We start from the raw sequence: 23,806 nt of genomic DNA on the forward strand, positions 1-23,806 counted from the left end.
TCGAATTTGAGGGAATCATGTGATCACAGAAGACCAGTTAGAACAAGAATGTATTAGGTGGTTCACCGACCAAGGTTACCTCTATAAAAATGGCTATGACATCGCACCTGATGGCGACGATGCAGAGCGTGACGATTACCACCAAGTGGTATTAAAACAGAGGCTATTAAATCAGTTAACAATCATCAATCCAGAGCTTCCGATAGAGGCACTGAATGATGTGGTTAACACGGTATCTTCCCCCGATACGCCCATTCTCATTAAAAACAACCGTGCCTTCCACAAGTTTGTGATTGAAGGAGTGCCTGTCGAATACACGGATGTTGAAGATGGCGAATCGAAGACAAAGCATACTCACGCTCAGTTAATGGATTTTACGACGCCAGATAACAATGAGTTCCTTATCGTGAATCAGTTTACGATTACAGGTACAAAAGGTAATCGCCGTCCTGATGTTGTGGTGTTTATTAACGGCTTACCAATCTCAGTCATCGAGTTAAAAAATCCAGCCGATGACCATGCCGACATTTGGAATGCCTTCAATCAGCTTCAAACCTACAAAGATGAAATTTCAGATCTGTTTGTTTTCAATGAAGCGTTAATTGTCAGTGATGGTTGGACGGCTCGCGTTGGTTCATTAACGGCAAATAAAGAGCGATTCTTACCTTGGAAAACAGTCGCTACGGAGGACGATAGACCGTTATTGGAATTTCAATTAGAAACCATGGTTCGTGGCTTCTTCAAGCAAGATCTACTCCTCGATTATATTCGTTACTTTGTACTATTCGAAACTGACAACGACAAAATCATCAAGAAAATAGCAGGCTACCACCAGTTCCACGCAGTGAGAGCGGCTGTTGAGGCGACGGTTCGCGCCGCCAATACATCAGGTAACTTCCTTGAGAGCACAATACCTGCCTTAGAAAAGATTAAGCAAGGTAGCGGTAAAGCTGGCGTGGTTTGGCATACACAAGGCAGTGGCAAAAGTATATCTATGGTTTGCTACGCAAGTAAGCTGTTACAGCAAGCATCCATGAATAACCCAACGATTGTGGTGGTGACTGATCGAAATGATCTCGATGGTCAGCTTTACAACACCTTTGGAATGGCGCAAGAGACGTTAAAGCAAATACCTCAGCAAGCGGACGACCGTGATGCGTTACGTGATCTGCTTTTAAATCGTCAATCTGGCGGCATCATATTCACGACGATTCAAAAGTTCGCTTTATTAGATGAAGAGACAGAGCACCCTCGACTATCTGAACGAAGTAATATTGTTGTCGTTTCTGATGAGGTGCACCGCAGCCAGTATGGCAACAAGTCAAAGATGGTGGAAGTGAAGGACAAAAATGGCACTGTAACGGGTCACAAGTACGTTTATGGTTATTCCAAGTATATGCGTGACGCATTGCCTAATGCTTCATTCATAGGCTTTACAGGGACACCTATCGCAATGGATGACAAAGACACGCGTGGTGTTTTTGGTGAGTACGTCTCTATCTATGATATTCAAGATGCCGTTGACGATGGTGCCACTGTGCCTATCTATTACGAATCTCGCCTCGCTAAGCTTGATATTAACCAAGATGAAATTGAGCAGCTTAACGATAAAGTTGAAGATGAAATCGGTGAAGATGAAGAAACGGCAGATCGCGAAAAAGTAAAATCAGAATGGGCAACGCTAGAAAAGCTGGTAGGCGCAGAGCCTCGCATTGAACAAGTAGCAAAAGATCTGGTTGAGCACTTCACTACTCGAACATCGACATTTCCCGGCAAGGCAATGATTGTCTCGATGAGCCGAGAGATCTGTGTCGATCTCTACAATGCTATTGTTGCAATTAAACCAGAATGGCATCATCCAGATACCGATAAAGGTGCAATCAAGATTGTGATGACTGGCTCTGCATCAGACAAAGAAAAGATGCAGCCTCACATCCACGACAAGAAAACCAAAAAGCTATTCGAGAAACGCTACAAAGATACTGACGATGAGCTTCAACTCGTTATTGTTCGAGATATGTGGTTAACAGGGTTCGATGCGCCTTGTTGTCATACCATGTATATCGACAAACCAATGAAAGGGCATAACCTGATGCAGGCGATTGCTCGTGTTAACCGAGTATTCAAAGATAAACCCGGTGGTTTGGTTGTCGATTATATTGGTATCGCAAATGAGCTTAAAAATGCATTGAAAACCTATACCAACAGCCAAGGCAAAGGACAACCCACCGTCGATACGGGAGCAGTGAACCATTTGTCAGGTTTATCTCATACTGACGCTAACGGAAAACAAGTCAGGGACGGAAAGAGGCGATTCCTCGATGTGATGGCTGCTTTAGCTAAAGCATATTCACTGTGTAGCAACATGGATGAAACTCATGGTTATAAGAATGAAATTGCTTTTTACTCTGCGATAAAGACAGCTTTTATCAAGCACTCAACGGTAGACAAGAAACGCACCGATGAGGAGCGCAATACAGCATTGAAGCAAATTCTAAATAATGCTGTGGTAGCCGATGGTGTTGATGACATTTTCACAATGGTTGGTCTTGATAAGCCCAATATCGGGCTTCTTTCTGAAGAGTTCTTGGAAGATGTGAAGAACATGAAGGAGAAAAATCTCGCTGTAGAGCTGTTAGAAAAGCTACTTCGTGATGAGGTTAAAGCTCGAATGAAGAATGATGTCGTTCAGGAAAAGAAATACTCTGAGCGTATTATGTCGACGCTTCAAAAATATCATAACCGCAGCATTGAAACGGCTCAAGTTATCGAAGAGCTGATTCAGTGGGCGAAAGAGATGCAAGAAGATGGAGAGTTACTAGACAAGCTCAACCTCTCTGTCGACGAAATTGCTTTTTATCGCGCCTTGGTCGACAACGAGTCGTCAGTTCGAGAGCTTGGTGATGATAATTTGCGTAAGCTTGCTATTGAATTGACTCATCAACTGCGCAAGTCAGCCACGGTAGATTGGCAAAAAAGGGATAGTGTCCGCGCTCGAATGCGTAATCTTGTACGTCGCCTGCTACGCAGATGGAAGTACCCACCTGATGCGGCTGAAGAAGCGATTAAGCTTGTATTAGAGCAAGCTGAAGTGTTAGCTGATGGGTGGTATAAGTAGCCAGAAATAAGAAGGGTAACACTTAAATGTCGTTACCCTTTTTGTTTTTACATCATCTGCATATTTGCTTGGTCTTGAATGCGCTTAGGCGTTGGCCCCTTAGCTACACACGGGATCGTAAAAGCTTCGTTGATATTACCCGCACCCGGTAAAGGGAGTTTATTACCATCTTCATCTTTTTTATAGCGAGCGACGCGCTTAACTGAAACCTTGTTACCCACGATAGGAATGTTTAAGTAGGTATTCCAGCCTTTGAAAATTGAAGAAAGACGGCACAATAATGAATAAGATGTTGATTCATGAACCAACGATTGAAGATATTTTCGCACCTGATACTCGATATCATTCTCAGATTCTAAGCCAATTGAAGAAATCAAGCGCGTTAAATACAACTCTGGTGTGATTGGCAAGTGCTCTAACTGAGACTCTTGCAACTTCAACTTAATCAAGTAATGCGCAAAAGCGTAGATCGGTTCCGATGCTTGGCTCTCTTGCTTGTTTCTTTTTAACACTTTTGAAACGAAATCTACAGACAGGGCGAGTTCATGGTTCTGTTCGACGTATTTAAGAATCTCTTCAGGCTGAAATGATGTGCCTTGAGTGCCTCTGAAAGCAAAAGGATTCGGCATCGCTTCAAAAGCTTTGGCTAACATTGCAACACGAGAAAGAGACGCCGCATTCACTTTCACCCCTGCCATTTCGAGAACTTGCGCACGACTTCGTGTGTTGCCTACATCAATGTTGGCAAAACTTCGTTCATCAATAACATCGTATGTCACTGTTGCAATAAAGCCGACTTGAGCTTCACAAGCGGCCTCTAGCCTATGGTGGCCATTCAGGATCTCACCCTCATGGGAGATGATTACAGGCTCTCCTGTGAGGCACCATTCTCCTTTTTTCATAGCTTCTGCGTATTTGGTCACTTTGTTTTTGCTTAGTCGACGATTTTTATTGTTTGTATTTATCACGCCTCTTCTAGAAAACTGGAGCATATCACGAGCCAAAGAAGGCAGGGCAAGATCATGAAAAACCCATATGGAATAAGGGATGACGTGAAGTCATATTTTCACTAATTAGATACTGAAGTCACAATAACCTCAATACATCCAAGATCGATTTGATGATCAGATTTAGGTGTGATCATATACTGTTTTTTAACAGTAGATATTTAGCCTAATGAACGGATTAAGCCTTTTGGACCATATTTCAGTTATTCGAGACCCTCGCCAAGCTTGGAAAATAGAGCACACGCTAACCGACATTATCTTCTTAACAATTGCAGCAGTGATTGCTGGTGCTGAAGGTTGGGAGGATATTGAAGATTTTGGTGAAGATAACTTGGAATGGCTTAGACAGTATAGTGATTTCAAACAAGGCATACCAGTACACGATACCATTGCCCGAGTTATCAATCTTATTTCCGCCAAGCAACTGCAACGATGCTTTACTGCGTGGATGAAAGACTGTCATGAGGTGACTGAGGGTGAAGTGATTGCTATCGACGGCAAAACTCTCAGAGGCACATACAACAAAGACAAGCGTTGTGGTGCAATCCATATGGTTAGTGCGTTTAGTGCTGCAAATCAAGTTGTGTTAGGGCAGGTTAAAACAGCAGACAAAAGCAATGAAATCAAAGCGATCCCCGAACTGCTTGAAATGCTTTCCTTACAAGGTTGTTTAGTGACGATTGATGCTATGGGATGCCAGAAGGATATAGCTGAAAAGATAGTCGGCCAAGATGCAGATTACCTCTTAGCGGTAAAAGGTAATCAAAAACGATTGGAGCAAGCGATTAGCCAAGTGTTTAATTCTAGTATGCTTAATAGTTTTGAAGGTGATAAATACGTCACTCAAGAGAAAGGACATGGTCGTACAGAAACGCGTTTGAGTATGGTTGTTCACAATACAGATTTCTTAGGCGATATAGCGCTTGATTGGGCGGGACTCTCCACCATTGGTATGGTCGTTTCAATTCGTCAAGAAGGTGATAAGCCAGCAGAAAGAATGCAAATCAAGCACTACATAAGCTCAGCAAAACTAACGGCTAAAGCTTTACTAGAGAGCACGCGAGCACATTGGAGCATTGAAAATCAGATGCACTGGCGATTAGACGTTGGTTTTAAAGAAGATGAATGTCGGATACGTCGAGAGCAAGCCGGTGAGAATTTAGCAGTTATAAGACATATAGCTTTAAATCTGCTGACGGAAGAAATCAGCTTCAAAGCAGGGATCAAAAGAAAGCAGAAAAAAGCGAACCGCAATAACGCTTACCTTTCGCAAGTCCTTGCAGGGCAAGGGGCTTCGTAATCTTGCCCTGCCAAAGAAGGGCTTATGTAAATATGAATATGCTTCAATCCTGTTTCAACAGATCTTACTCCACTGTAATACTTGGCTTTAGACTTAAATATCGCTTCCGTTTGTTGAGCGGTTAAGTTTTTCCCAGTCGTCTCCAGTAGCTTGGTCGAGCTGGCGAGGTAGCTTCTGGAAGTCACTTGATCGTAGTGATCTACAAGTTTATTAGTGATGGACGCTTCTATTGAACAATCAAGTGCATCATTTGCAATCGGGTGCTTATCGCTCATATTGAATTCTCGTGTTTTTTCTTGGTCTTGCTAATCATTGATCAGACAATTGGTCTGATCAATGATTATTTTTATTTTACACTACAAAGCTACATGTAATTAATGAGATTGGTTCATTGTCTAAGGTCAAGTTAAAGGGGAAGGTGATTTCCTATGGAAGTCAGCCAACAAAGGCTCTTGTAACCTTTATTTCTGTAATTGAATTAAGTAGTTACGTTGAAACAACTAAGCCACATGAAGCGTTGAGAATGTTGTTCAATGCAGCGCAAAACGCAACCAATAAGAAAAAAACACTCACCCTTCAGGGGGATATAAAAAATGAGGTTCTATCTGGTGAATTAGGAGTTCCTCTATCGTTGACTGTTGTCGTTAGTGGTGACAGTGAAGTGCGCGAGAATAAATTTGCTACTGAAATTGAATTTGAAAGAAGTAAAGCATTCGTAATTGGTAATCTATTGACATATAACGCACTCCTTAATCTGACAGGCTTAAAAGCCCCGCTGTTTTCATCTAGGATCAGCTCAAGTGACTTGCAAAAAAATAGTGTTTTTCGACAACTACTAGCGACTCAGGATCTGATGTTAACCATTGTTTTTAGCGAAAATGGTTTTAGTGAAGATGATGTGAGATCGTTATTCTTTAAACATAATAGGCGAGAGTCTGGAGTTCATTTAACGCAGTTCGCAGATACGGATTTTCCTTTGCAAAAAGTAGTGTCTCAGTTAAGTAAAAATCTAGACTTAGATGACTTCGGCGGTATATCTAATCAGACAAAGCATGTACGAGCTTCAGAAAAATACATAACGACGGAATATATTTTGTTCAAAGTGCTCGTTGGTTCTGTATGTGGTGAGAAAGCTCAAGAGCGGGCTAAAATGTCAGATGATATTACTTTGAAAGATTGTGGTATCTTTGTTCAGGCTTATTCAGATATATACCAACAGTACGTGGAAACCTTTTTTAGAGCATGGCTAAGTCCGATTAACGAAAACCATGAGTATAACAGGCAAGGTTTTAGGTTATCTGCTCAGATATGGCAAGCCTTATCATTGGTTATTAATGAGTTAGCCTTGGAAGGGAAGACAATAGATGAAATATCATACGCAGGATCGCAACTAGGCAAGCTTGATTACGGAAAACGAGCGAAGCACTGGGAGAATTGTGACGTGATGCAGCTAGATTCCAATGGCAGGCTTTTTAAAAACGGCGCGAAGTCCACACGTGAGTTTAAGTTAGGGTTGAAAGACTACTTCATCAAAATAATTGAGTGAGTAGCTAACCCACTATCTAAGAGTTGTTACCTTGTTGAACGCTGCTAATGTTCGCTTTATTATCTGAATGCATAAATATGCGCTGGTCAATTCTTCAGTGCTTTTTATGAGCCTAACAACATGCACCACTTTTACAGTCAACAGCTAGTTTAACATTAGTTTCATGCTCCGTGTTATACGTGGAAACTTGATAAGAAACGGAGGGATGAGAGCAAAGAGAAGCTTGCAAAATCAAGGTTAGACGTAACTGAAAAGAAACAGTTGGGGTAATTTGCCGGGTACATGTCTACGTTAATCCCAACGCGGCTTTTTACCTGTCATTATTGGTATCAGGCTAAATAAGCCCAACATTGTGAGCTAACTGCTAGAGGATGGATTGATGCTGTCCTCAATATCCATTTCGAAACTCTCTAGCAACCTCTCAAGCTCGATAATTGCGACCGTAGCTGTAAGCTCTTTACTCGAAATCTGCCCTTTTAATACTTCTACATTTCGCTTAACAAGTTCTACACTCGATTTTAGAGATACTGCATTGTAAACCTTTGTATAGCCATTAATTTCAGAAAATGCGAGGTTAATATAAATGTCCAACGAAGAGAGATTCGTGTGACCTGTCCACTGCTGTAGTTGTAGCTTAAATGTATGTGTATGAAGGATATGTTTTCTAAAATCGTCCTTATCGTTCACCTCTTTCGTAGTCAGAATAAGTTCTTTTAGTTTGTCAGTAATAAAGGCGTGTCGCCATAAGTGAGGGTGAACTTCACCCTTAATATTTAGCTCCTTCTTCCATTGATTCATATACGTTGTCCATGAATCAGGAGAGAGACGTTGACCAGAGGTTAAGCTGATAAATAAAAAGTCATGTTGCACCTTCTTTTGTCTCATAATCTTCTTTCGAGTCTTAATGTATGGTGCAACCAAAGATAGGAAAACGTGTGGCACAGGGATCGTTCGAGAGTTGTTACCATCCTTGCGTTTTAATGTGGGTATCTTCAACATACCACTACGCCTAGCGGCCTCATAATCACTCAATTTAATTAAACAAAGTTCACTGACACGAGCGCCTAATTGCTCCATAGCGCTGTAGAGCGCCATATCCCTACGTCTTCTTTCCTTACTCTCTTGTCGTGATACAAAATCCCAAACACGAAGGGCATCATTTACCGAAACAGGGTGTCGCCTTACAATATCATCTTTTGTTGGTATCGCTGTGTGGGAGACTTTAACGCCCTCGATAAACCCATTATCCCCCCCCGTTCTACGCTTATAGACCTTCTCTTGTAATTTAATCGAGTTCTCTTTACCCTTGCCGATAAAGTGGCTCAAATCATGAAAATCCTGCACAAACTGTAAGAATTCAAGGCAGGTATGAGCAATTTTTATCACTGAGTTGTTCTTGCGTTTTCGTTCACCTAGAGGGGTTCTTTCCGCTTGTAATGAATGCACAAAAATCGTGAATGTAGAGTTGTTTAATTGACTGAAATGATTTAAGAACGGTTGTGTTTCAACGTATCGAACAAGGTGAATAATATCGTGGGCGTAACCACGAAGCGTACCTTTTTTTAGACCTCTCGACATAAGCATGTGTATATAGGCATTAGCCTCGTAGCAAGGCGTATGATTACTGTAGGTGATGAAAGGCATATCGACAGGCTTTTGAAAAAGCAGCCTCCCATCTAAACCAATATGATCCCACAGTTCAAAATCTTTAAGCTCACGAACAGGCATTACACCTCTCCATCTAACATGTAGCTCATCTTAGCTTTAAGTTTTAGGTTGTAGGTTCTATAGATCTGTTGACGCTCTTCTTGAGCACCCTCATCCATTGCTAATTGCTTTAGTTTGGAGCGCATTTCCATAACTATATCGGTCAGCAAGGCGTTACTACGTTGCGCAGTATCAAGTTGAGCTTCAAGTTCGGAGACTTTAAGTTTTAAACCGATAGCTGTTTGTTTATTACCTTTAGTAGATTTTTTATCATGAAGAACGCCCTCAATCGCCGATTTAGCGTTGATGCGAAGTTCATCAAGGGCTAAGAAACCTCTCTCTAAAAGCGCTTCTGAATTACTTTTTAGGGTATTTAGAGAGCATGACGCAATATTTCTCTCTGGATTTTCGTATTTAGCAATGCCAGATTGAGAGGTTAATGCCTTTAGCAACTCCGCATCGCCCTTGAACTCAGTAGGTGAGGTGATTATTTCTCGCAAGAACGTCTCTGTTTCAAGTATCTTCGTTTGATTTTGCTCTAAAACTTTCATTCGCTAAATCCTTAATCTAAGTCTTTTATTTTTAGTAAGAGGTTGAAGTCCTTAACTTCCTCTCCGTCAACGCCCTTTACTGTGAAAAAGTCTGGCTCTAACGTAATTAAACCTTCATCAAGAAGTGTAAGCACCTCAGATTCAATATCCTGTTCTTTTTGAATCTGGCTAATAGTAGGAACGGTTGAATAAGACTCATCATCGTAATCCTCTGCCGCTTCACCAAGTGTTAGGATTGTTATCGGGGTTGAGGCGTCACCCGTTAATCGCTCAGCAATTATCTCACGAAGCTCTTCAATACCATCAAGATCGGCAATGTCTGATTCTGGGTCAACGATGCCACGCACAATCACACTTGCCTTCGCTCCGTTTAGTACCTCGCCCGTCTCGGATTCAGAGATGTAACGGTATAGGTGTTCCATATCGGTATGTGCAAGCATCCAGCGAAGCGAGTCCATGCCGTCAAAGCCTTTCGACCAGAAGAATGCCATCGCAAAAAAGCGTCTGAATTGGTGCTGACGCACGTAGTTCCTGCGATACTCTCCATCAGGGTATTGAACTAAATCCGTTTCGAAAAAATCACATGCAGCATCAAGATATCCATTAAATGTGTCTACGGCGATAGGTGATAAATGACAACTCTGGGAATCTAAAACATTGAAGAGAGACAGTTTTTTGTGATCTAGCTTTAAATCCATTGCTTTTATATTGAACTGCTCAAGACGCCAAATGAGTCGAGCAATAGAGAGTGGAATCGGTCTTTCTATAGTGGCGTTCTTTTCACTGTCGCCCGACTTCTTAACCTTGAATACTAAATTATATTCAGATTGACTTCCTTTTTCTGAAAAGGGGTCAATATTAGGGGAGAGGTTTTCATGCGATTTCAGATTGACTAATTCATCTTGTCGCCTTGCCATGATTGCACCTACGAGTATCTGTATTGCACCTTGGAGTACCGAAAATAGATCAAAGAGACTTTCATTGTTTCTTATTTTACCGTAGCGACTTTCATCACTTAGTGTGAAGCGTTCGATTTGTTTAACCCCTTTTTCTTGGTAATCACTGCTCAAGCAATTTACCCCGCCAGCTTGAAACCAGTAGCCCCGCTCTTTAGAAGCCATATTTCGATGTCGGGCTTCATCAAACGCTTTGGTGCCTACAATAGGGCGAAGTCGGTTGGAGTTCGCTACTATTGATTTATCTTTCCCCTCTGAAAGTTGAGTTAGTGTTTCATCCAATAGATTAACTGTGCGTGTACCTTCAGGAAGGTGCTCCATTGCAAATTCGAAGCACTGCTTAATTAAATTAAATACGAATTTAGGCGGTAGTGTTCGTGTTCGTCCTGACTTTTTGATGTCAACCAATAATCCAATGCTACGACTATTAAGCTTTTGGGTCGCTAAAGGTGGCTGAGCAGCATCCTTACGCTCAAGGTTGGTGTAAATCAGGCTCAGTGAAGAGATGTGATGTGAAATAGCACCATCGCTTAAGCCTGATGAAGTATCTTTATTTTCAACCGCACGGTACTCAGTTGTTTGCACAGCCTCTTTAAGGTGCAGTTCTGGATAACTTCTTAAGCCAAGAACGCCGTGATAAAGCGCTTTGCCTTCAAATAACAACGCGATAAGCTTTGTGGTATTGCCGCTGAATATGTAGCTACGGTGAGATGTTTTATAAAACCCTTGCTTAGAAAGCCACGTACAGGCTTTTTGACGGTGTTTTAAATATAAGCGAGCGTCATCTTTATGAACGGTTTCTAATATATGTGGGTAGCTATCTTGAAATTGTTGAACTTCATCGTTTGAAATCTCATCACTGACTTGATTAAGAAATTCTTCGGCTCGCTTATCAAATTCATACACACCATTAATGCCATTCTTGGCTATTTTCATTAGGGTATTACGCCAGAAATCTTCGTCCACATTTTGCAGTTGGTATTCCGCAAGTTTTAACGTTTTGGAGTGCAATAAGATAGCGTTGATAAGACAGATAACTCGATTAAACGAACCACAGGCTGTCGCTTTCTTAACAAGCTTACCACCATTTTCAAAGGGGTTGTCAACCGCTACAGCCCAGTATTTAAAGGCATTTAAGAGCTTTTTATGGGCTTTATCAGTCAGATTCTTCCCATCATCCAAATAGACGCTATCCCAATATATGGTTCTAGGTTTACTCTTGAACTTGACTACCCATTGCGCGTCTTCAAAGCTCGACTCTAACCACTCAGGCTTTTTTTCGTCATAGTCGTAAATGCCAGTATACGAGTTCGCTAGGATGTCTAGCACTCGGTAGTCATCGTTGAATGCTGAATAATTAATAACATCTCTAACCACATCAGAATCCAAACCATCAAGAAGGGAGTGGTCTAGTACAATGTCTTCGATCAGTTGAGCTGTTTGGTTATTATTAATGGCGATATTTAGCATACTAACGCTCCACTGATTAAGTTGGTGTCTATTTTATTGTTGGATGCAATTTCGTACATATCCATCAGTTCCGCATCACCTTGATAATTACTGCTGATCATTAGGGAATCAATAACGAACACGGCTGACTGATACCAATGAGCAACAATGTCTAAAAAAATCACCTCGTCATCAGAGTTTTCAACAATAAAGCGGATCGCCATCAACAACTGTAAGAGTGATGTTGAAATTGTGTACGCAACCTCATTGAAAGCTACATCAGCATTGTTGCGGCCTGCTGCCTGCTGCCTGAAACCATGATCGAAATACTCTGGAACACCACTCAATCCATGATTCTCTAAAAATTCTTGAATATCTTCTGCGCTCATATTTACGGCTTGCAGCAAGTGTTTAGAGTCCTTTAGAGCTTCGAGTAGGATCGCATTTTGGAACTGTCGCACCCATCTGGCATTAAAGAAGTCCATCAAAGGTTTAGGTAAGTACGAAGCAAGTAATTTCGGATCTTTACTCTTATGCCCTAATGCTTCGGCAACAGCGTCCATTGATTGACTTTCAAGATAGATTTGAAAACCACGATGCCTTCTCACGGAGCGCAATGAGTAAATTTCCGCAATCTCTATGGCGTCTAATGGGGTGATGTTCAAATTTTCATCCATCAATTTTGGGGCACGCAACCAATCGGGAAACTCCGTGTTATGAATCTTAGAGTTATGGATGTAATGGATAGGTAATACAGAAATTGGTGTCGCAGTGAGCATCATTTTTCGCCACCCTTTTCCCCCTTGGTTTTTCAAATAATCACGAGCCATCTGAGTATGCTGTATTAAAAACTCAACCACAGACTTACTGAATTCATTAAGTATCACTGTTTGCTGTGCGTCATTTGTTCCTTTACGAGACTTATAACTCACCGCAACATACTGACCGTTCATTTCCTTGTAACCTGTTTGATTACCATTTTTATCAAACAGACACCACTTATCAATCCAGCTAGGCGTAATTAGAGGGTGCTCCATGATAAGTAATGTCAGCAGCACATGAAGTGTTGATTTAGTAGGGAGATTCAGTTCTTTTATGAGTTGCGGTGTATTGCCGTTAAAGCCTAAAAATTTAGCGTACTCAGTCCTTCCTTGAATCCCATAATGGAAAAACGTAGCAATAGTATTTTCAAGCTCATCCATTCCACAAAAAACAAAATAAGCGCTTTTGTGTTTAACATATTCAGGCTTCACTGAGCCTATTTTCACGTACTCTTGGTTTCTCGCTTCACGCTCTATAAGTTCTTTAAACTTTAATTGGCACACATGCTTGATATGAGACATATCCCTATCCAATCGCTGCGTGATAATTTTAATGGTTTCTTGGTCCTTGATTTTTAAAGGGATATTCGCGAACCAGCGAAGAGCTTCTTCTTTTTTTGGCTCTCCGCCAATAGAAAAGGTGGGTGCTTTGCCCATTGGATCTTTCCACGCAGGGATAATGAAGGGCTTAAGTGGCTCATCGAAAATGTCCGTGTCGATAAAGCACTCTTTATAGATGCCAATTGTATTCTTCCATTTATTATGGAAGGACTTGGGGCTGAGTTGAGAAGCTTGAGAGAGAGCCAAATTGATTTTATATATCTTATGAAAGAAGGCTTGGGTGTGATTTCGACTGAGGTAGGTTTCTATCGTAAAGCCGTTGCGTTTGGTATAGGCACTCGCCATGCCTATAAATAGATTCTTAAGGTTAGTGATGCTACCTCTAAGTGTTGTACTATTCTGCTTAAATGCGTAATTGTTAATGGCTGAATGAATTTTATCCGTAAAAGACTCCCCAAATGCCACATAAATAGCGTCTAGATGAACTTCCTGCTTATTGCCTTCTTTTGATTCAACGCTCCAACCGTTCAGATATTTCGCTTTTGTCTGATCAATCTTAATCTCACAAAACTGTTCAATACAATTTGAGATATCCTCTGAAACTTTAACAGTAGAAAAATTGATGTTATCAAACGTTAATTGCTTATCCTGTGCGATGCGCTCAAATACTTTTTTATATTGCAGGCAGTAACCGTATTTTCCTCTTAACGTTAACCTGTCGTTTGAGTAGATGAGACCTACTAATAACTGAAAATGTTGATTGAGCATTTTCGAGTCATTTAAAATATCCAAGGCTGAGTAATTACCTTGTTTCATTAAGTAGCAGTAGGCTTTATAAATATGCACTAATACTGACTTACTTTTCCCACATTCTACAGCATCAATTACAGACACTACATAGGTAGAGTACCCAGTCGATAACGCCCCTTTTATTAGTGAGAGTTCAGAAAGTATCGCAGTATTCATTTTCTTACCATAAATTTGACAACTAAATTGATACTATCTGTCACTCTGACAAGTGTCAATGTGCCTTTAGGTGATTTTTATCTATTTTAGCTTTTAAATTGAAGGGTTTAGGTGATGATGACAATAATTTAGTATCAGGATTATATTGAACCAACACCACCAAAGGTGAGTAAGCCGGAAAGACTGAGCCCAAATGCCTGCATAATGGTTAGGCCGCCCATCACCATAAAGAACAGGCGAGCGACTTTCGCAATTGCCTGTACTGTGGTTTCGTCTCTGTTTTTTTGCTCTAAGACATAGGCTTCTGTGTTAGTGATCATTCGTAAGGTAAACCAAACGAAGGTACAGATAATTAATATGTGCTTAAGTGTTTTTAACCAGTTGATTTCATTGCCAAACTGGTCTTGAAGGATGAGCCCGACAGATACTGTAGCAGGCCAACACCAAAGTAACGTGCTGACAGGGGTTTTTAGTGCTTCTAGCAGTAGATCGTCCCAGTGGAGTGGGGTTTTCTGAACCAGAATTTCTAAGCGATTATGGATAATTCGCCAAGCTACCCAAGCGAGAAAACTCGCCATAGTGATGAATAGGACGCTGTTTGCCCAATCACTATGGCTCTGGTTGATGTAGGTTTGTACTTGGGTTATGAATTCATTCATTGTGTGTGCTGCCGCAGAAATTATGAATTGGAAATTAGCAGAAACTCGAGTTGTTCTCTACCTTTATAAATCAAGCGATTATGACAATAGTATAACCTTATTCTTGCAGAACTAACTTTTTTTGAGATAGAAACTAATGTAGGTTTGGCTATCCCGTGTAATTAAAATTTCTAAACAGGATTTCAAATGAGCGACAAACAATATGCAGTTATCGGTTTAGGGCGATTTGGTCTGTCTGTTTGCAAAGAGCTACAAAGTTCAGGGGCACAGGTACTGGCCGTCGATATTGATGAAGAGCGAGTGAAAGAAGCAGCGGCTTTTGTTTCACAAGCGATTGTTGCGAACTGCACGAGCGAAGAGACGGTGAAAGAGTTAAGACTCGATGATTACGATATGGTGATGGTATCGATAGGCTCTGACGTTAACTCAAGCATTCTAACGACTTTGGTGGTGAAAGAATCTGGAGCAAAAGCAGTCTGGGTTAAGGCGAATGATAAGTTCCACGGCAAGATCCTCTCTAAGATTGGTGCTGACCATATCATCATGCCCGAGCGCGATATGGGTATTCGTGTTGCTCGTAAGATGCTGGACAGACGCGTTCTCGAATTTATCGACCTTGGCAGTGGCTTAGCGATGACGGAGATTGTTATTGGTTCTAAACTGTTGGGTAAGAAACTTGGCGATCTTAAGCTGTGTAAAGAAAATGGTGTTGAGGTACTTGGCTTCAAGCGAGGGCCGAACCTCACTAAAGCACCAGAATTGGATGTGAGTTTAGAAATTGGGGATGTGGTGATCATCGCTGGGCCGAAAGAGACCTTATCTAGAAAGCTACGCAATTGGTAATTGGCAATAAGGTAACAGTATGAATTCGTTAAAACGAAAAGGTACTTTCTACACGCTTAAGAGTGATAAAAAGCCACGTAAAGGCTCTGAACCTAAGATTATCCTTACGAGCTTCTTAGGCGTACTTATCCCCTCTGCAATATTGTTGACGATGCCTGTATTTTCTGTGACAGGCCTAAGTTTTACGGATGCACTGTTTACAGCAACCTCGGCGATCAGTGTGACAGGATTAGGTGTTGTCGATACCGGTGAGCATTTCACCTTGGCGGGTAAAATCTTACTGATGTTCTTGATGCAAGTCGGCGGGTTAGGGCAGATGACTCTATCTGCGGTACTGCTTTACATGTTCGGTGTTAGGTTAAGCCTTAAACAACAAGCACTAGCGAAAGAAGCGCTTGGCCAAGATCGTAAGATTAACCTTCGTAAATTGGTTAAGAAGATCATCATCTTTGCATTAGTGGCTGAATTTATCGGTTTTGTATTGCTCTGCTTCCGCTGGGTACCTGAGATGGGATGGTCAACGGGCAGTTTTTATGCACTATTTCATGCGATATCTGCATTCAATAACGCAGGTTTTGCACTGTTTTCAGACAGTATGATGAGTTTTGTTGATGATCCGCTGGTGATCTTCACCTTAGCTGGCTTGTTTATTTTCGGTGGGCTAGGCTTCACAGTCGTCGGCGACCTATCGAGTAACTGGCGTAAAGGTTTTCGACATCTTCATTTACACACCAAGATTATGCTAACCGCCACTCCGACTCTATTGTTGGTAGGTACGGTATTGTTCTGGCTGCTAGAAAGAAATAACTCAGCAACCATGGAAGGGTTATCGACTCAAGGACAGTGGCTAGCCGCATTTTTTCAGTCGGCAAGTGCTCGTACTGCTGGCTTTAATAGTGTGGATTTGTCTCAGTACACACAGCCTGCGTTGCTGGTAATGATTGTACTGATGTTGATTGGTGCAGGTTCTACCTCAACAGGTGGTGGTATTAAGGTTTCGACCTTTGCAGTAGCCTTTGTCGCAACGTGGACCTTCCTCCGTCAGAAAAAGCACGTGGTGATGTTTAAGCGCACTGTGACTTGGCAAGCGGTAACAAAGTCATTGGCCATTATTGTGGTAAGTGGGGCGTTATTAACCACCGCGATGTTTTTGTTAATGCTTACTGAAAAGGCAGCGTTTGATCGAGTCATGTTTGAGGTGATTTCAGCCTTTGCAACGGTTGGCTTAACCGCTGGCTTAACCGCGAACCTGACTGAGCCAGGTAAATACATCATGATTGTTGTTATGGTGATTGGACGTATCGGTCCTTTGACCTTGGCTTATATGCTAGCTCGCCCAGAACCTTCCTTGTTGAAATATCCAGAAGACACGGTGTTGACTGGTTAATTAGGTTCACGGGCTGATAAATAAAGCTCTGTAAATAAAAACAAAGCCAGCGATATGCTGGCTTTGTTGTTATAGGCTGTTCGTTAAATGCTGAATGCTTAGCCCTCAAACATCTCAACGTATTCCTCATAGCCTTCTTCTGCTAATTTATCCGCTGGGATAAAGCGCATTGCGGCTGAGTTCATGCAGTAACGTAAGCCTGTTGGTTTTGGACCATCTTTAAATACATGTCCCAAGTGAGAATCACCAAACTTACTGCGAACCTCTGTTCTTGGGTAAAGCAGTTTGTAGTCAGTAGTTGTGACGACATAAGCCTCGCTGATTGGCTGTGTAAAGCTCGGCCAGCCTGTGCCTGACTTGTATTTGTCTTTTGAAGAGAACAATGGCTCCCCAGTTACGATATCAACGTAAATACCTTCTTGCTTGTTATCCCAGTATTTGTTATCAAACGGGCGTTCTGTCGCGTCATCTTGCGTTACATCGTACTGAAGTGCCGTTAGCTTGGCTTTGATCTCCGCGTCAGACGGCTTAACGTAGGTTTTAGCATTGGCTGTCGCATTCTTACTGTCGATGATCTGACGTAGTGTTTTAGGGTTGTCCTTTCTATCATCACCGAAGATTTTATCTAGGTACTGATCGCGGCCAGAAGCATAGCGGTAGTAGTTATAACGAACTTTACTCTTCTTGTAATAGTCTTGGTGATAGTCTTCCGCTGGCCAGAATTTTTCAAATTCAATCAGTTCTGTTTTTAGTGGTTCACCAAAGATATTAGCTTTGTCGATTTCCATCATGAAGTTCTGAGCAACATCTTTTTGTGCTTGGTTATGATAGAAAATAGCTGGTCGATAATGACGGCCTCGGTCTACAAAAGAACCTTTGTCATCGGTTGGGTCGATGTGTCGGAAGAATTGGTCAAGAACCTGTTCGTAGCTAACCACATCAGGGTTATAGGTCACGTTGATCACTTCGATGTGACCTGACTTACCCGAAGAGACCTGTTTGTAGGTTGGGTTTTCCAGTTCACCACCAGAGTATCCAGAGATAACGTCGGTTACACCTTTTAGCTTCTCTAGATCGGACTCCGTACACCAAAAACAGCCACCCGCGAGTGTCGCGATTTCACTTTTACCTGAATTAGCCGTTTTATCCATTGTATTGGCAGTGCCAGTCTGGCTTACAAACAGCGAAATCAGTGGTAGCGCAACCACGAGTGATACCAATATTTTAGATAATTTATTCATAGATACCTCATCTTGACGTTCTTCTCATTCGATTTTGAATGTACGAATAGAGACAGGTTTTAGATGGAAAAAATTGCATCATTCACAAAAAAATATGTCGCCGAGAAAATCTTGCTCATAAATGCCGCCAGTAGTAGGGTGTCAGTATTGATATCCAATAATAGACAGCGATGGCGGTTATCGTACATCTAAGGAACAACATGCAAGCAGAAGTTAAATGGGTCGAAGGCTTTAAATTCCTAGGTCAATCTCAATCTGGCCACTCTGTAGTAATGGATGGCAGTGGTGGTGCAACCGCGCCAAGCCCAATGGAAATGGTCCTTATGGCCGCTGGTGGTTGTAGCTCTGTTGATGTGGTAGATGGATTGAAATCTGCTGGTCAAAGCATTACAGGCTGTAACGCGAAACTTGAAACTACACGTCGTGAAACCGCGCCAAAAATCTTTACTGCGATTAACATTCACTTTGAAGTTTCAGGTGACAACCTTGATCCTAAGTTGGTTGCAAAAGTATGCGCTGATTCATTGGAAAAGTACTGTTCAGTGTGCCTAATGCTAGGTGCAGGCGTAGAAATGACGCACAGCTGGGAAATCGTCTAGTCTTCTGGCTGTATAGCTTGGCTTTGAGTCGTTACTTTTCGGCTTATGAGCAAACATAGATAAAGAAAGGGAGGAGCACTTAGCAGTGCTCCTCCCTTGTTATTAAGGAAGTCGTTATTACGTTAGAATACGATTATTCCACTGTTTCAATGATAACTTCTTCAACTTGAACATCTTCTTGGTACTCGAAGCTTGGGATTGTTGCTTCCACACGACGGTTTTGAGCACGACCTTCAGCCGTATCGTTTGATGCGATTGGGTTTTCTTCCCCTTCACCAGAAGCGGTAATGCGATCAGCTTCAATACCTTGCTCTTCGATGTATGCTGCTACTGCTGCCGCACGTTTCTTAGAGATCATCATGTTGTACTCAGCTGCACCTGTTGAATCTGTGTGACCAACAATGTTAACGGTAGACTGAGGGTATGTTTGTAAGACTTCCACAATTGGCTGTATAGCGGCTTTACCTTCGTCTGAAAGTTCTGTGCTGTTAGTCGCAAATGTACCTTGAGAGAAACTCTCAGTTTGCGCTTTGGTAACCACTACCTCCGCTTCCTCTTCAACGACCACAGCTTCTGGCTCTGTGATTGGTTCAGAAGGTGCTTGAGTTACAGCCGCCGCAGAAGCTGCAGCCGCTGATGCGGTTGTATTACCCGTGCCGAAATTGTAGCTAAGACCTACTGTGACAAGGTTGGAGTTTAGGTCTTGGATGATTTTATCGTCAAAATCATCGAAGTATTGGTATTCCACTCTCAGCGCCCAATCGTCTGAAAGCTGTTTCTCGGCACCGATACCTAAGGCTAAAACAACGTCGTCTTCGTCATCGTGCATGATGTAAGCAGGACCTGCTTTAAAGAAGATATCAAACTCTTGTTTAATCGCTAGTCGATACATTGGGCTTAAAGAAATGGCTACGATAGAATCGCTGTATCTTTGAGTCGCTCCGTTGTTGTTAAAGCTGGTGTCATAATCACCTAAGTAATCTGCATTCAATTCTAGAGCAATGTTATCGGTAAAGTTGTAACCACCGTAAATACCGCCCGCCACTGAATCATCTTCACAATCAATGTTGTCGACACAAGCGCTATCTAGCCAACCCATGCCAACTTTTGCGCCTACGTATGTCGTTGCGGCAATTGATGGAGCAGCAGCGAAACCTGAAGCAGCTATCACAGCACACATGATTTTTGACAATTTTTTCATAATCTTATCCTTGGATTAACTCTTATTGTTATCTGAATGAGCCTTTAAAGCGACGACTTACTGATTGGGACACTGCAACAGTAGATCGTTCAAGGCGTAGATTCAGGTCGAACCTATCTTGGAATTGTTATTACATTGTTAGTACAGTTGCTTATTATGGTCAATGAAATTGTTAAAAATTATATATTTAAGGTGCTATTTACAGAGGTTTTTGTCAATTAATTGCTGTCTCAAATGTTGGAAACGAAGAAACCTCGTATCATTTTTAGGCGATACGAGGTTTCATTTTCATGTGTACGGAATGTTTGGTTGGGTAATCTAGGTGATTACCGTTATGGGCGCTCACCAGCTAACAAACGTTTTTCAATATCTGCAATGACACCTGGTAGGTCTGCAATGGTATCGATTAGGTAGTGTGGGTTTGATTTGTTTAGCTTAACGCTTGCTTTTTCACGTGCAGCTGCAAGTGTTGTCTCGTCTGCATCTAAATATTCTTGATACGTTAAGCCTGCTTCGTTCCCCGATAATACAAGTCCAACTGTCCACATGCCTGCGTTGTGACCCTCATCGATCCCCGGTGCTGCGTCGTCTACTTTTACACACGCAGCAACGCTAGTTACACCTAGATCGATTACGTTTTTCAGTGCCATAAATGGAGCAGGGCGACCACCTTGAGGTAAGTCATCGGTCGCTACCACGTTATCTGGTCGGTAACCGTAATCTGCAGCAGCAGGAATTAAAACATCCATCACTTCACGTGGGTAACCTGAACAAGACCCGATCTTCACGTTCTTCTCTTTTAGGTTATTGACCACTTCTATCGCATTCAAAATAGGTGCTGCGTGATCGGCTACTTTCGCTTTTTGAAGAGGCATGAATGCCGCGTAGATCGCGTCAACGTCTTCACTTGTCATGGAGCGTCCGAACTGAGCCTTCCAACGAGCGTCAACAGCAGGAATTCGACCCACTGCTTGGATGTGGTCCCATTTGCCGATCCCCATAGGTTCACGCGCTTCAGCTAAGTCGATGTCAAAGTCGAAACCTTGTTTGAATGCTTCAACGAAGATGCTAGTTGGAGCAAACGACCCAAAATCAACGATAGTGCCGGCCCAGTCAAAGATAACCGCTTGGATAGGTGATGTCGTGTTCATAATAGTGTCCTATTTTTGTGTCACTCCCAGTTCAAAGTTCTGGGAAACAAATGGTTGTTTAAGGTTATTGGTTTAAATGTTGATTTCGAGAATTAAAGGTATTCAAAATCTTTGCAGACTTTGGCTATCGCTTTTTCGAATACAGACAGAGCGACTTCTAGCTCGCTACGGCTGATGATCAATGGTGGGCTCAATTGAATCACGTTACCTTGTGAAACCTTAAAGCTCAGGCCATCGTTCAGACATTGGTAAAGTACTGCTTCTGCTTCATCGAACGCTCGGTTTTTGGTGATATGGTCAGTGACCAATTCCACTCCCCAAAGCAGACCGATGCCGCGAACGTCACCAATGACTGGGTATTTCTCTTTCATTTGAAGCAGTTGTTCACGCACGAATGCGCTGTCCGCTTGTACTTTTTCAAGTAGATTTTCTTGCTCAATCACTTCCATCGTAGCCAGTGCCGCTGCGCAGCCAATAGGACTTTTCTCGTGGGTGTAGTGACCAAGTGATACTTGCGCTGCCGTGTTGTATTTGTCTTTAGTGACCATGGCTGCAATTGGAACCAAGCCCCCGCCAAAACCTTTACCGATACAAAGAATGTCAGGTTCGATATCAAAGGCCTGGTGAGTGAACCATTCGCCACTACGACCCATACCGTTTGGAATGTCGTCGATGATCAACATGACGTTATGCTTATCGCAGATCTCACGGATGCGCTTCCAGTAAGCTTTGCTTGGAACCTGAACGTCTGTGTTACGCACTGCTTCGGCAATGAAGGCTCCAATGCCACCTTCTTTTTCAATCACATACTCTAAATAGTCGGCATAGTGAACGTCGCATGCAGTTTCGTTTGCATTGACTGCGCTATTCTCGTTAAACGGGAAAGCGCCACGATAAGAGACGGCTGGTGGAATGCGTTCTACGCCAGCCATTAACGGGCCCATGCCTTCGCGGAAACAAGCTTCACCACCCACTGAAATTGCGTCCAGTGACGCGCCATGGAATGAGTCCCACAGTGAAACGACCTTGAAGTTGTTGGTGACATGTCGAGCCAGTTTGAGTGCCATGCCGATAACCGAAGTACCACCCGGTGCAAACAACACGCGGTTCAACTCACCACCGCAGATCTGTGTCAGCTTTTCAGCGCATTGAACGGCTGTTTCATTGGTAAAGCGACGTGGTGAAAACGGCAATGAAGCCATTTGTTGAGTCACTTTATTAATGATATGTGGATGGCCATAACCCAATTGATGAACATTGTTACCGTGAAAGTCCATGTACTTCTTTCCCGTCGCATCTTGAATGTAGATGCCTTCAGCTGCTTCAAGTGTGTCTAGACAAGGCGTTGACATCGCTTGATGAAGAAATACGTCAGAGTCACGTTTTAACATCGCTTGAGTCGCATCATCGTTTAGCGACTCGTTCCATTTCTCACGCGCTGGCGTGGTGTTCACATCGCCTTCGCTTCGAAAGTGTGTCGCCTTTAGAACAGAATCTTGACTGGCCATCGTCATTATTTGATGTCCCAGTACATAGCATTCTTAATTGCGCCAATGAGAGCTTCAATGTCTGACGGATACACTTCACCGATGTTACCGATTCGGAAGCAGTCGGCGTTTGAAACCTTGCCCGGGTAAATCACAAAACCTTGTTCTTTCAAACGGTCATAGAATTCCTTGAATTGGTAATCGCTATGAGTTGGAGAATAGAAAGAGGTGATAATCGGTGAATGAAGTTCATCATTTAACAGAGGTTCAAAACCAAGAGAACGCATACCTGCAACCAATGTGGTTTGGTTGGTTTGGTAGCGACTATGACGAGCTTCGATGCCGCCTTCTTGTTCCAATTCAAGTAGAGCTTGGTAGAAAGCGCGCACTGTATGAGTCGGAGAGGTGAAGCGCCATTTACCATGGTTGCTTTCCATGCAGTGCCATTGGTCAAACAGATCAAGGCTTAATGAACGAGCTTGGCCTTTGCACTTTGCCAGTTCCGATTGCTTAGCAATAACAAAGCCGAAGCCCGGTACACCTTGGACGCACTTGTTTGCAGAGCTGATCATGTAATCGATACCTAAGTCAGCGATATCCATAGGGATGCCACCAAAGCTCGACATTGCATCGAGAATGACGGTTTTGTTGTGCTGTTTTGCCAATTTGGCAATGTCTTCAATTGGATTCAGCATGCCTGTCGTGGTTTCACAGTGCACAATCGCAACGTGAGTAATGTCTGAATCCATGGCCAATGCCGTTTCCATTTCGTTCAAGTCAGGCTGTGATGTTTCACCTGGGGAAACGACATGGCATGGAATGTTTAAGTATTCTGCGATTTGAGCAATACGAGCGCCGTACGCACCGTTATCAACAACAAGAAGCTTACCGTTGTTAGAGATAACGCTACCGATTGTTGCTTCTACCGAAGCGGTGCCGCTACCTTGCATTAATACGCTTGTATATCCCGCTTGCTTAGTCGCTAAAGTCACTAGCTTGCTACGAATCACTTCAACAACGTCTTTGTTGTATTCATCATCCCAAGTACACCAATCTTTTAACATCGCTTGGCGAACGGTTTCAGAAGTAGATAAAGGGCCCGGTGTCAGCAGTAAGTATTCGTTTCTCATGTTCAACTCTCGTGATTTTAATTTTGGACTATACCAATATTTAGAGTTACTTTAACAACCAATTTAAACGGTCGTAAATAGCCCAAACATCATTTTCACAAAAGCTTCATATTAAAAATGGTCACT

General features: G+C 42.4%; 15 protein-coding genes and 2 pseudogenes. 6 read left to right on the plus strand and 11 right to left on the minus strand.

Annotation, left to right across the window (positions count from 1 at the left end; genetic code table 11):
• Window positions 1–19: 19 nt before the first annotated feature.
• Complete coding sequence (locus LMH68_RS18845) at window positions 20–3,118, plus strand: type I restriction endonuclease subunit R (protein WP_229648171.1); 3,099 nt, start codon at window positions 20–22, stop codon at window positions 3,116–3,118.
• Between the two features lie 47 nt (window positions 3,119–3,165).
• On the opposite strand, the pseudogene LMH68_RS18850 reads toward LMH68_RS18845, so the two are convergent.
• Window positions 3,166–4,128, minus strand: a pseudogene (locus tag LMH68_RS18850) (chromosome partitioning protein ParB); the annotation flags it as partial.
• A 166-nt stretch (window positions 4,129–4,294) separates the two neighbouring features.
• On the opposite strand from LMH68_RS18850, the gene LMH68_RS18855 reads away from it, so the two are divergent.
• Window positions 4,295–5,425: an ISAs1 family transposase gene (locus LMH68_RS18855; protein ID WP_413756141.1), complete on the plus strand. Its 1,131-nt coding sequence runs from the start codon at window positions 4,295–4,297 to the stop codon at window positions 5,423–5,425.
• A gap of 391 nt (window positions 5,426–5,816) precedes the next feature.
• Window positions 5,817–6,971, plus strand: coding sequence for a hypothetical protein (locus LMH68_RS18860; RefSeq protein WP_102561135.1), 1,155 nt, complete (start codon window positions 5,817–5,819; stop codon window positions 6,969–6,971).
• Window positions 6,972–7,328: 357 nt separating this feature from the next.
• On the opposite strand, the gene xerC is transcribed toward LMH68_RS18860, so the two are convergent.
• From xerC to LMH68_RS18885, 5 genes and pseudogenes are all read right to left on the minus strand, one after another.
• Window positions 7,329–8,699, minus strand: coding sequence for a tyrosine recombinase XerC (gene xerC / locus LMH68_RS18865; RefSeq protein ID WP_229647716.1), 1,371 nt, complete (start codon window positions 8,697–8,699; stop codon window positions 7,329–7,331).
• A complete protein-coding gene (locus LMH68_RS18870) occupies window positions 8,699–9,229 on the minus strand; it encodes a hypothetical protein (protein WP_016792326.1) in 531 nt (176 codons plus the stop codon). The genes xerC and LMH68_RS18870 overlap by 1 nt, the downstream gene beginning before the upstream one ends.
• Before the next feature lie 11 nt (window positions 9,230–9,240).
• Complete coding sequence (locus LMH68_RS18875) at window positions 9,241–11,655, minus strand: integrase (RefSeq protein WP_229647717.1); 2,415 nt, start codon at window positions 11,653–11,655, stop codon at window positions 9,241–9,243.
• Window positions 11,649–13,982, minus strand: a complete 2,334-nt coding sequence (locus LMH68_RS18880; RefSeq protein WP_050711822.1) for a hypothetical protein — start codon at window positions 13,980–13,982, stop codon at window positions 11,649–11,651. Before LMH68_RS18880 ends, LMH68_RS18875 begins: the two co-directional genes overlap by 7 nt.
• 143 nt (window positions 13,983–14,125) lie before the next feature.
• A pseudogene (locus tag LMH68_RS18885) lies at window positions 14,126–14,641 on the minus strand (mechanosensitive ion channel family protein); the annotation flags it as partial.
• Between the two features lie 186 nt (window positions 14,642–14,827).
• Here LMH68_RS18885 and LMH68_RS18890 point away from each other — a divergent pair.
• The gene (locus LMH68_RS18890; protein WP_019820412.1) at window positions 14,828–15,484 is read left to right on the plus strand and encodes a potassium channel family protein; all 657 of its coding nucleotides are present in this window, start codon (window positions 14,828–14,830) and stop codon (window positions 15,482–15,484) included.
• 19 nt (window positions 15,485–15,503) lie between these two features.
• Entirely contained in the window at window positions 15,504–16,871 is a 1,368-nt protein-coding gene (locus LMH68_RS18895) for a TrkH family potassium uptake protein (RefSeq protein WP_017065604.1), read from the plus strand.
• Window positions 16,872–16,969: 98 nt separating this feature from the next.
• Here the strand turns inward: LMH68_RS18895 and msrB are convergent, their stop codons facing one another.
• Entirely contained in the window at window positions 16,970–18,112 is a 1,143-nt protein-coding gene (gene msrB / locus LMH68_RS18900; protein WP_229647718.1) for a peptide-methionine (R)-S-oxide reductase MsrB, read from the minus strand.
• A 200-nt stretch (window positions 18,113–18,312) separates the two neighbouring features.
• On the opposite strand from msrB, the gene LMH68_RS18905 reads away from it, so the two are divergent.
• Window positions 18,313–18,711 (plus strand): OsmC family protein, encoded by a 399-nt coding sequence (locus LMH68_RS18905; RefSeq protein WP_102428794.1) that lies wholly within the window; start codon window positions 18,313–18,315, stop codon window positions 18,709–18,711.
• A gap of 133 nt (window positions 18,712–18,844) precedes the next feature.
• Here LMH68_RS18905 and LMH68_RS18910 read toward each other — a convergent pair whose 3' ends face one another.
• The 4 genes from LMH68_RS18910 to phnW all read right to left on the minus strand — a co-directional run bounded on the left by LMH68_RS18910 (window position 18,845) and on the right by phnW (window position 23,680).
• Entirely contained in the window at window positions 18,845–19,912 is a 1,068-nt protein-coding gene (locus LMH68_RS18910; RefSeq protein ID WP_102428795.1) for an OmpA family protein, read from the minus strand.
• Window positions 19,913–20,244: 332 nt separating this feature from the next.
• Window positions 20,245–21,063 (minus strand): phosphonoacetaldehyde hydrolase, encoded by an 819-nt coding sequence (gene phnX, locus LMH68_RS18915; protein ID WP_050649212.1) that lies wholly within the window; start codon window positions 21,061–21,063, stop codon window positions 20,245–20,247.
• Between the two features lie 92 nt (window positions 21,064–21,155).
• Window positions 21,156–22,577 (minus strand): aspartate aminotransferase family protein, encoded by a 1,422-nt coding sequence (locus LMH68_RS18920; protein WP_229647719.1) that lies wholly within the window; start codon window positions 22,575–22,577, stop codon window positions 21,156–21,158.
• A complete protein-coding gene (phnW, locus tag LMH68_RS18925; RefSeq protein WP_229647720.1) occupies window positions 22,577–23,680 on the minus strand; it encodes a 2-aminoethylphosphonate--pyruvate transaminase in 1,104 nt (367 codons plus the stop codon). The genes LMH68_RS18920 and phnW overlap by 1 nt, the downstream gene beginning before the upstream one ends.
• Window positions 23,681–23,806 lie beyond the last annotated feature (126 nt).

Origin of the sequence: Vibrio sp. F13, from assembly GCF_020806305.2 — a bacterium.
GTDB classification, from domain to species: domain Bacteria; phylum Pseudomonadota; class Gammaproteobacteria; order Enterobacterales; family Vibrionaceae; genus Vibrio; species Vibrio crassostreae_C.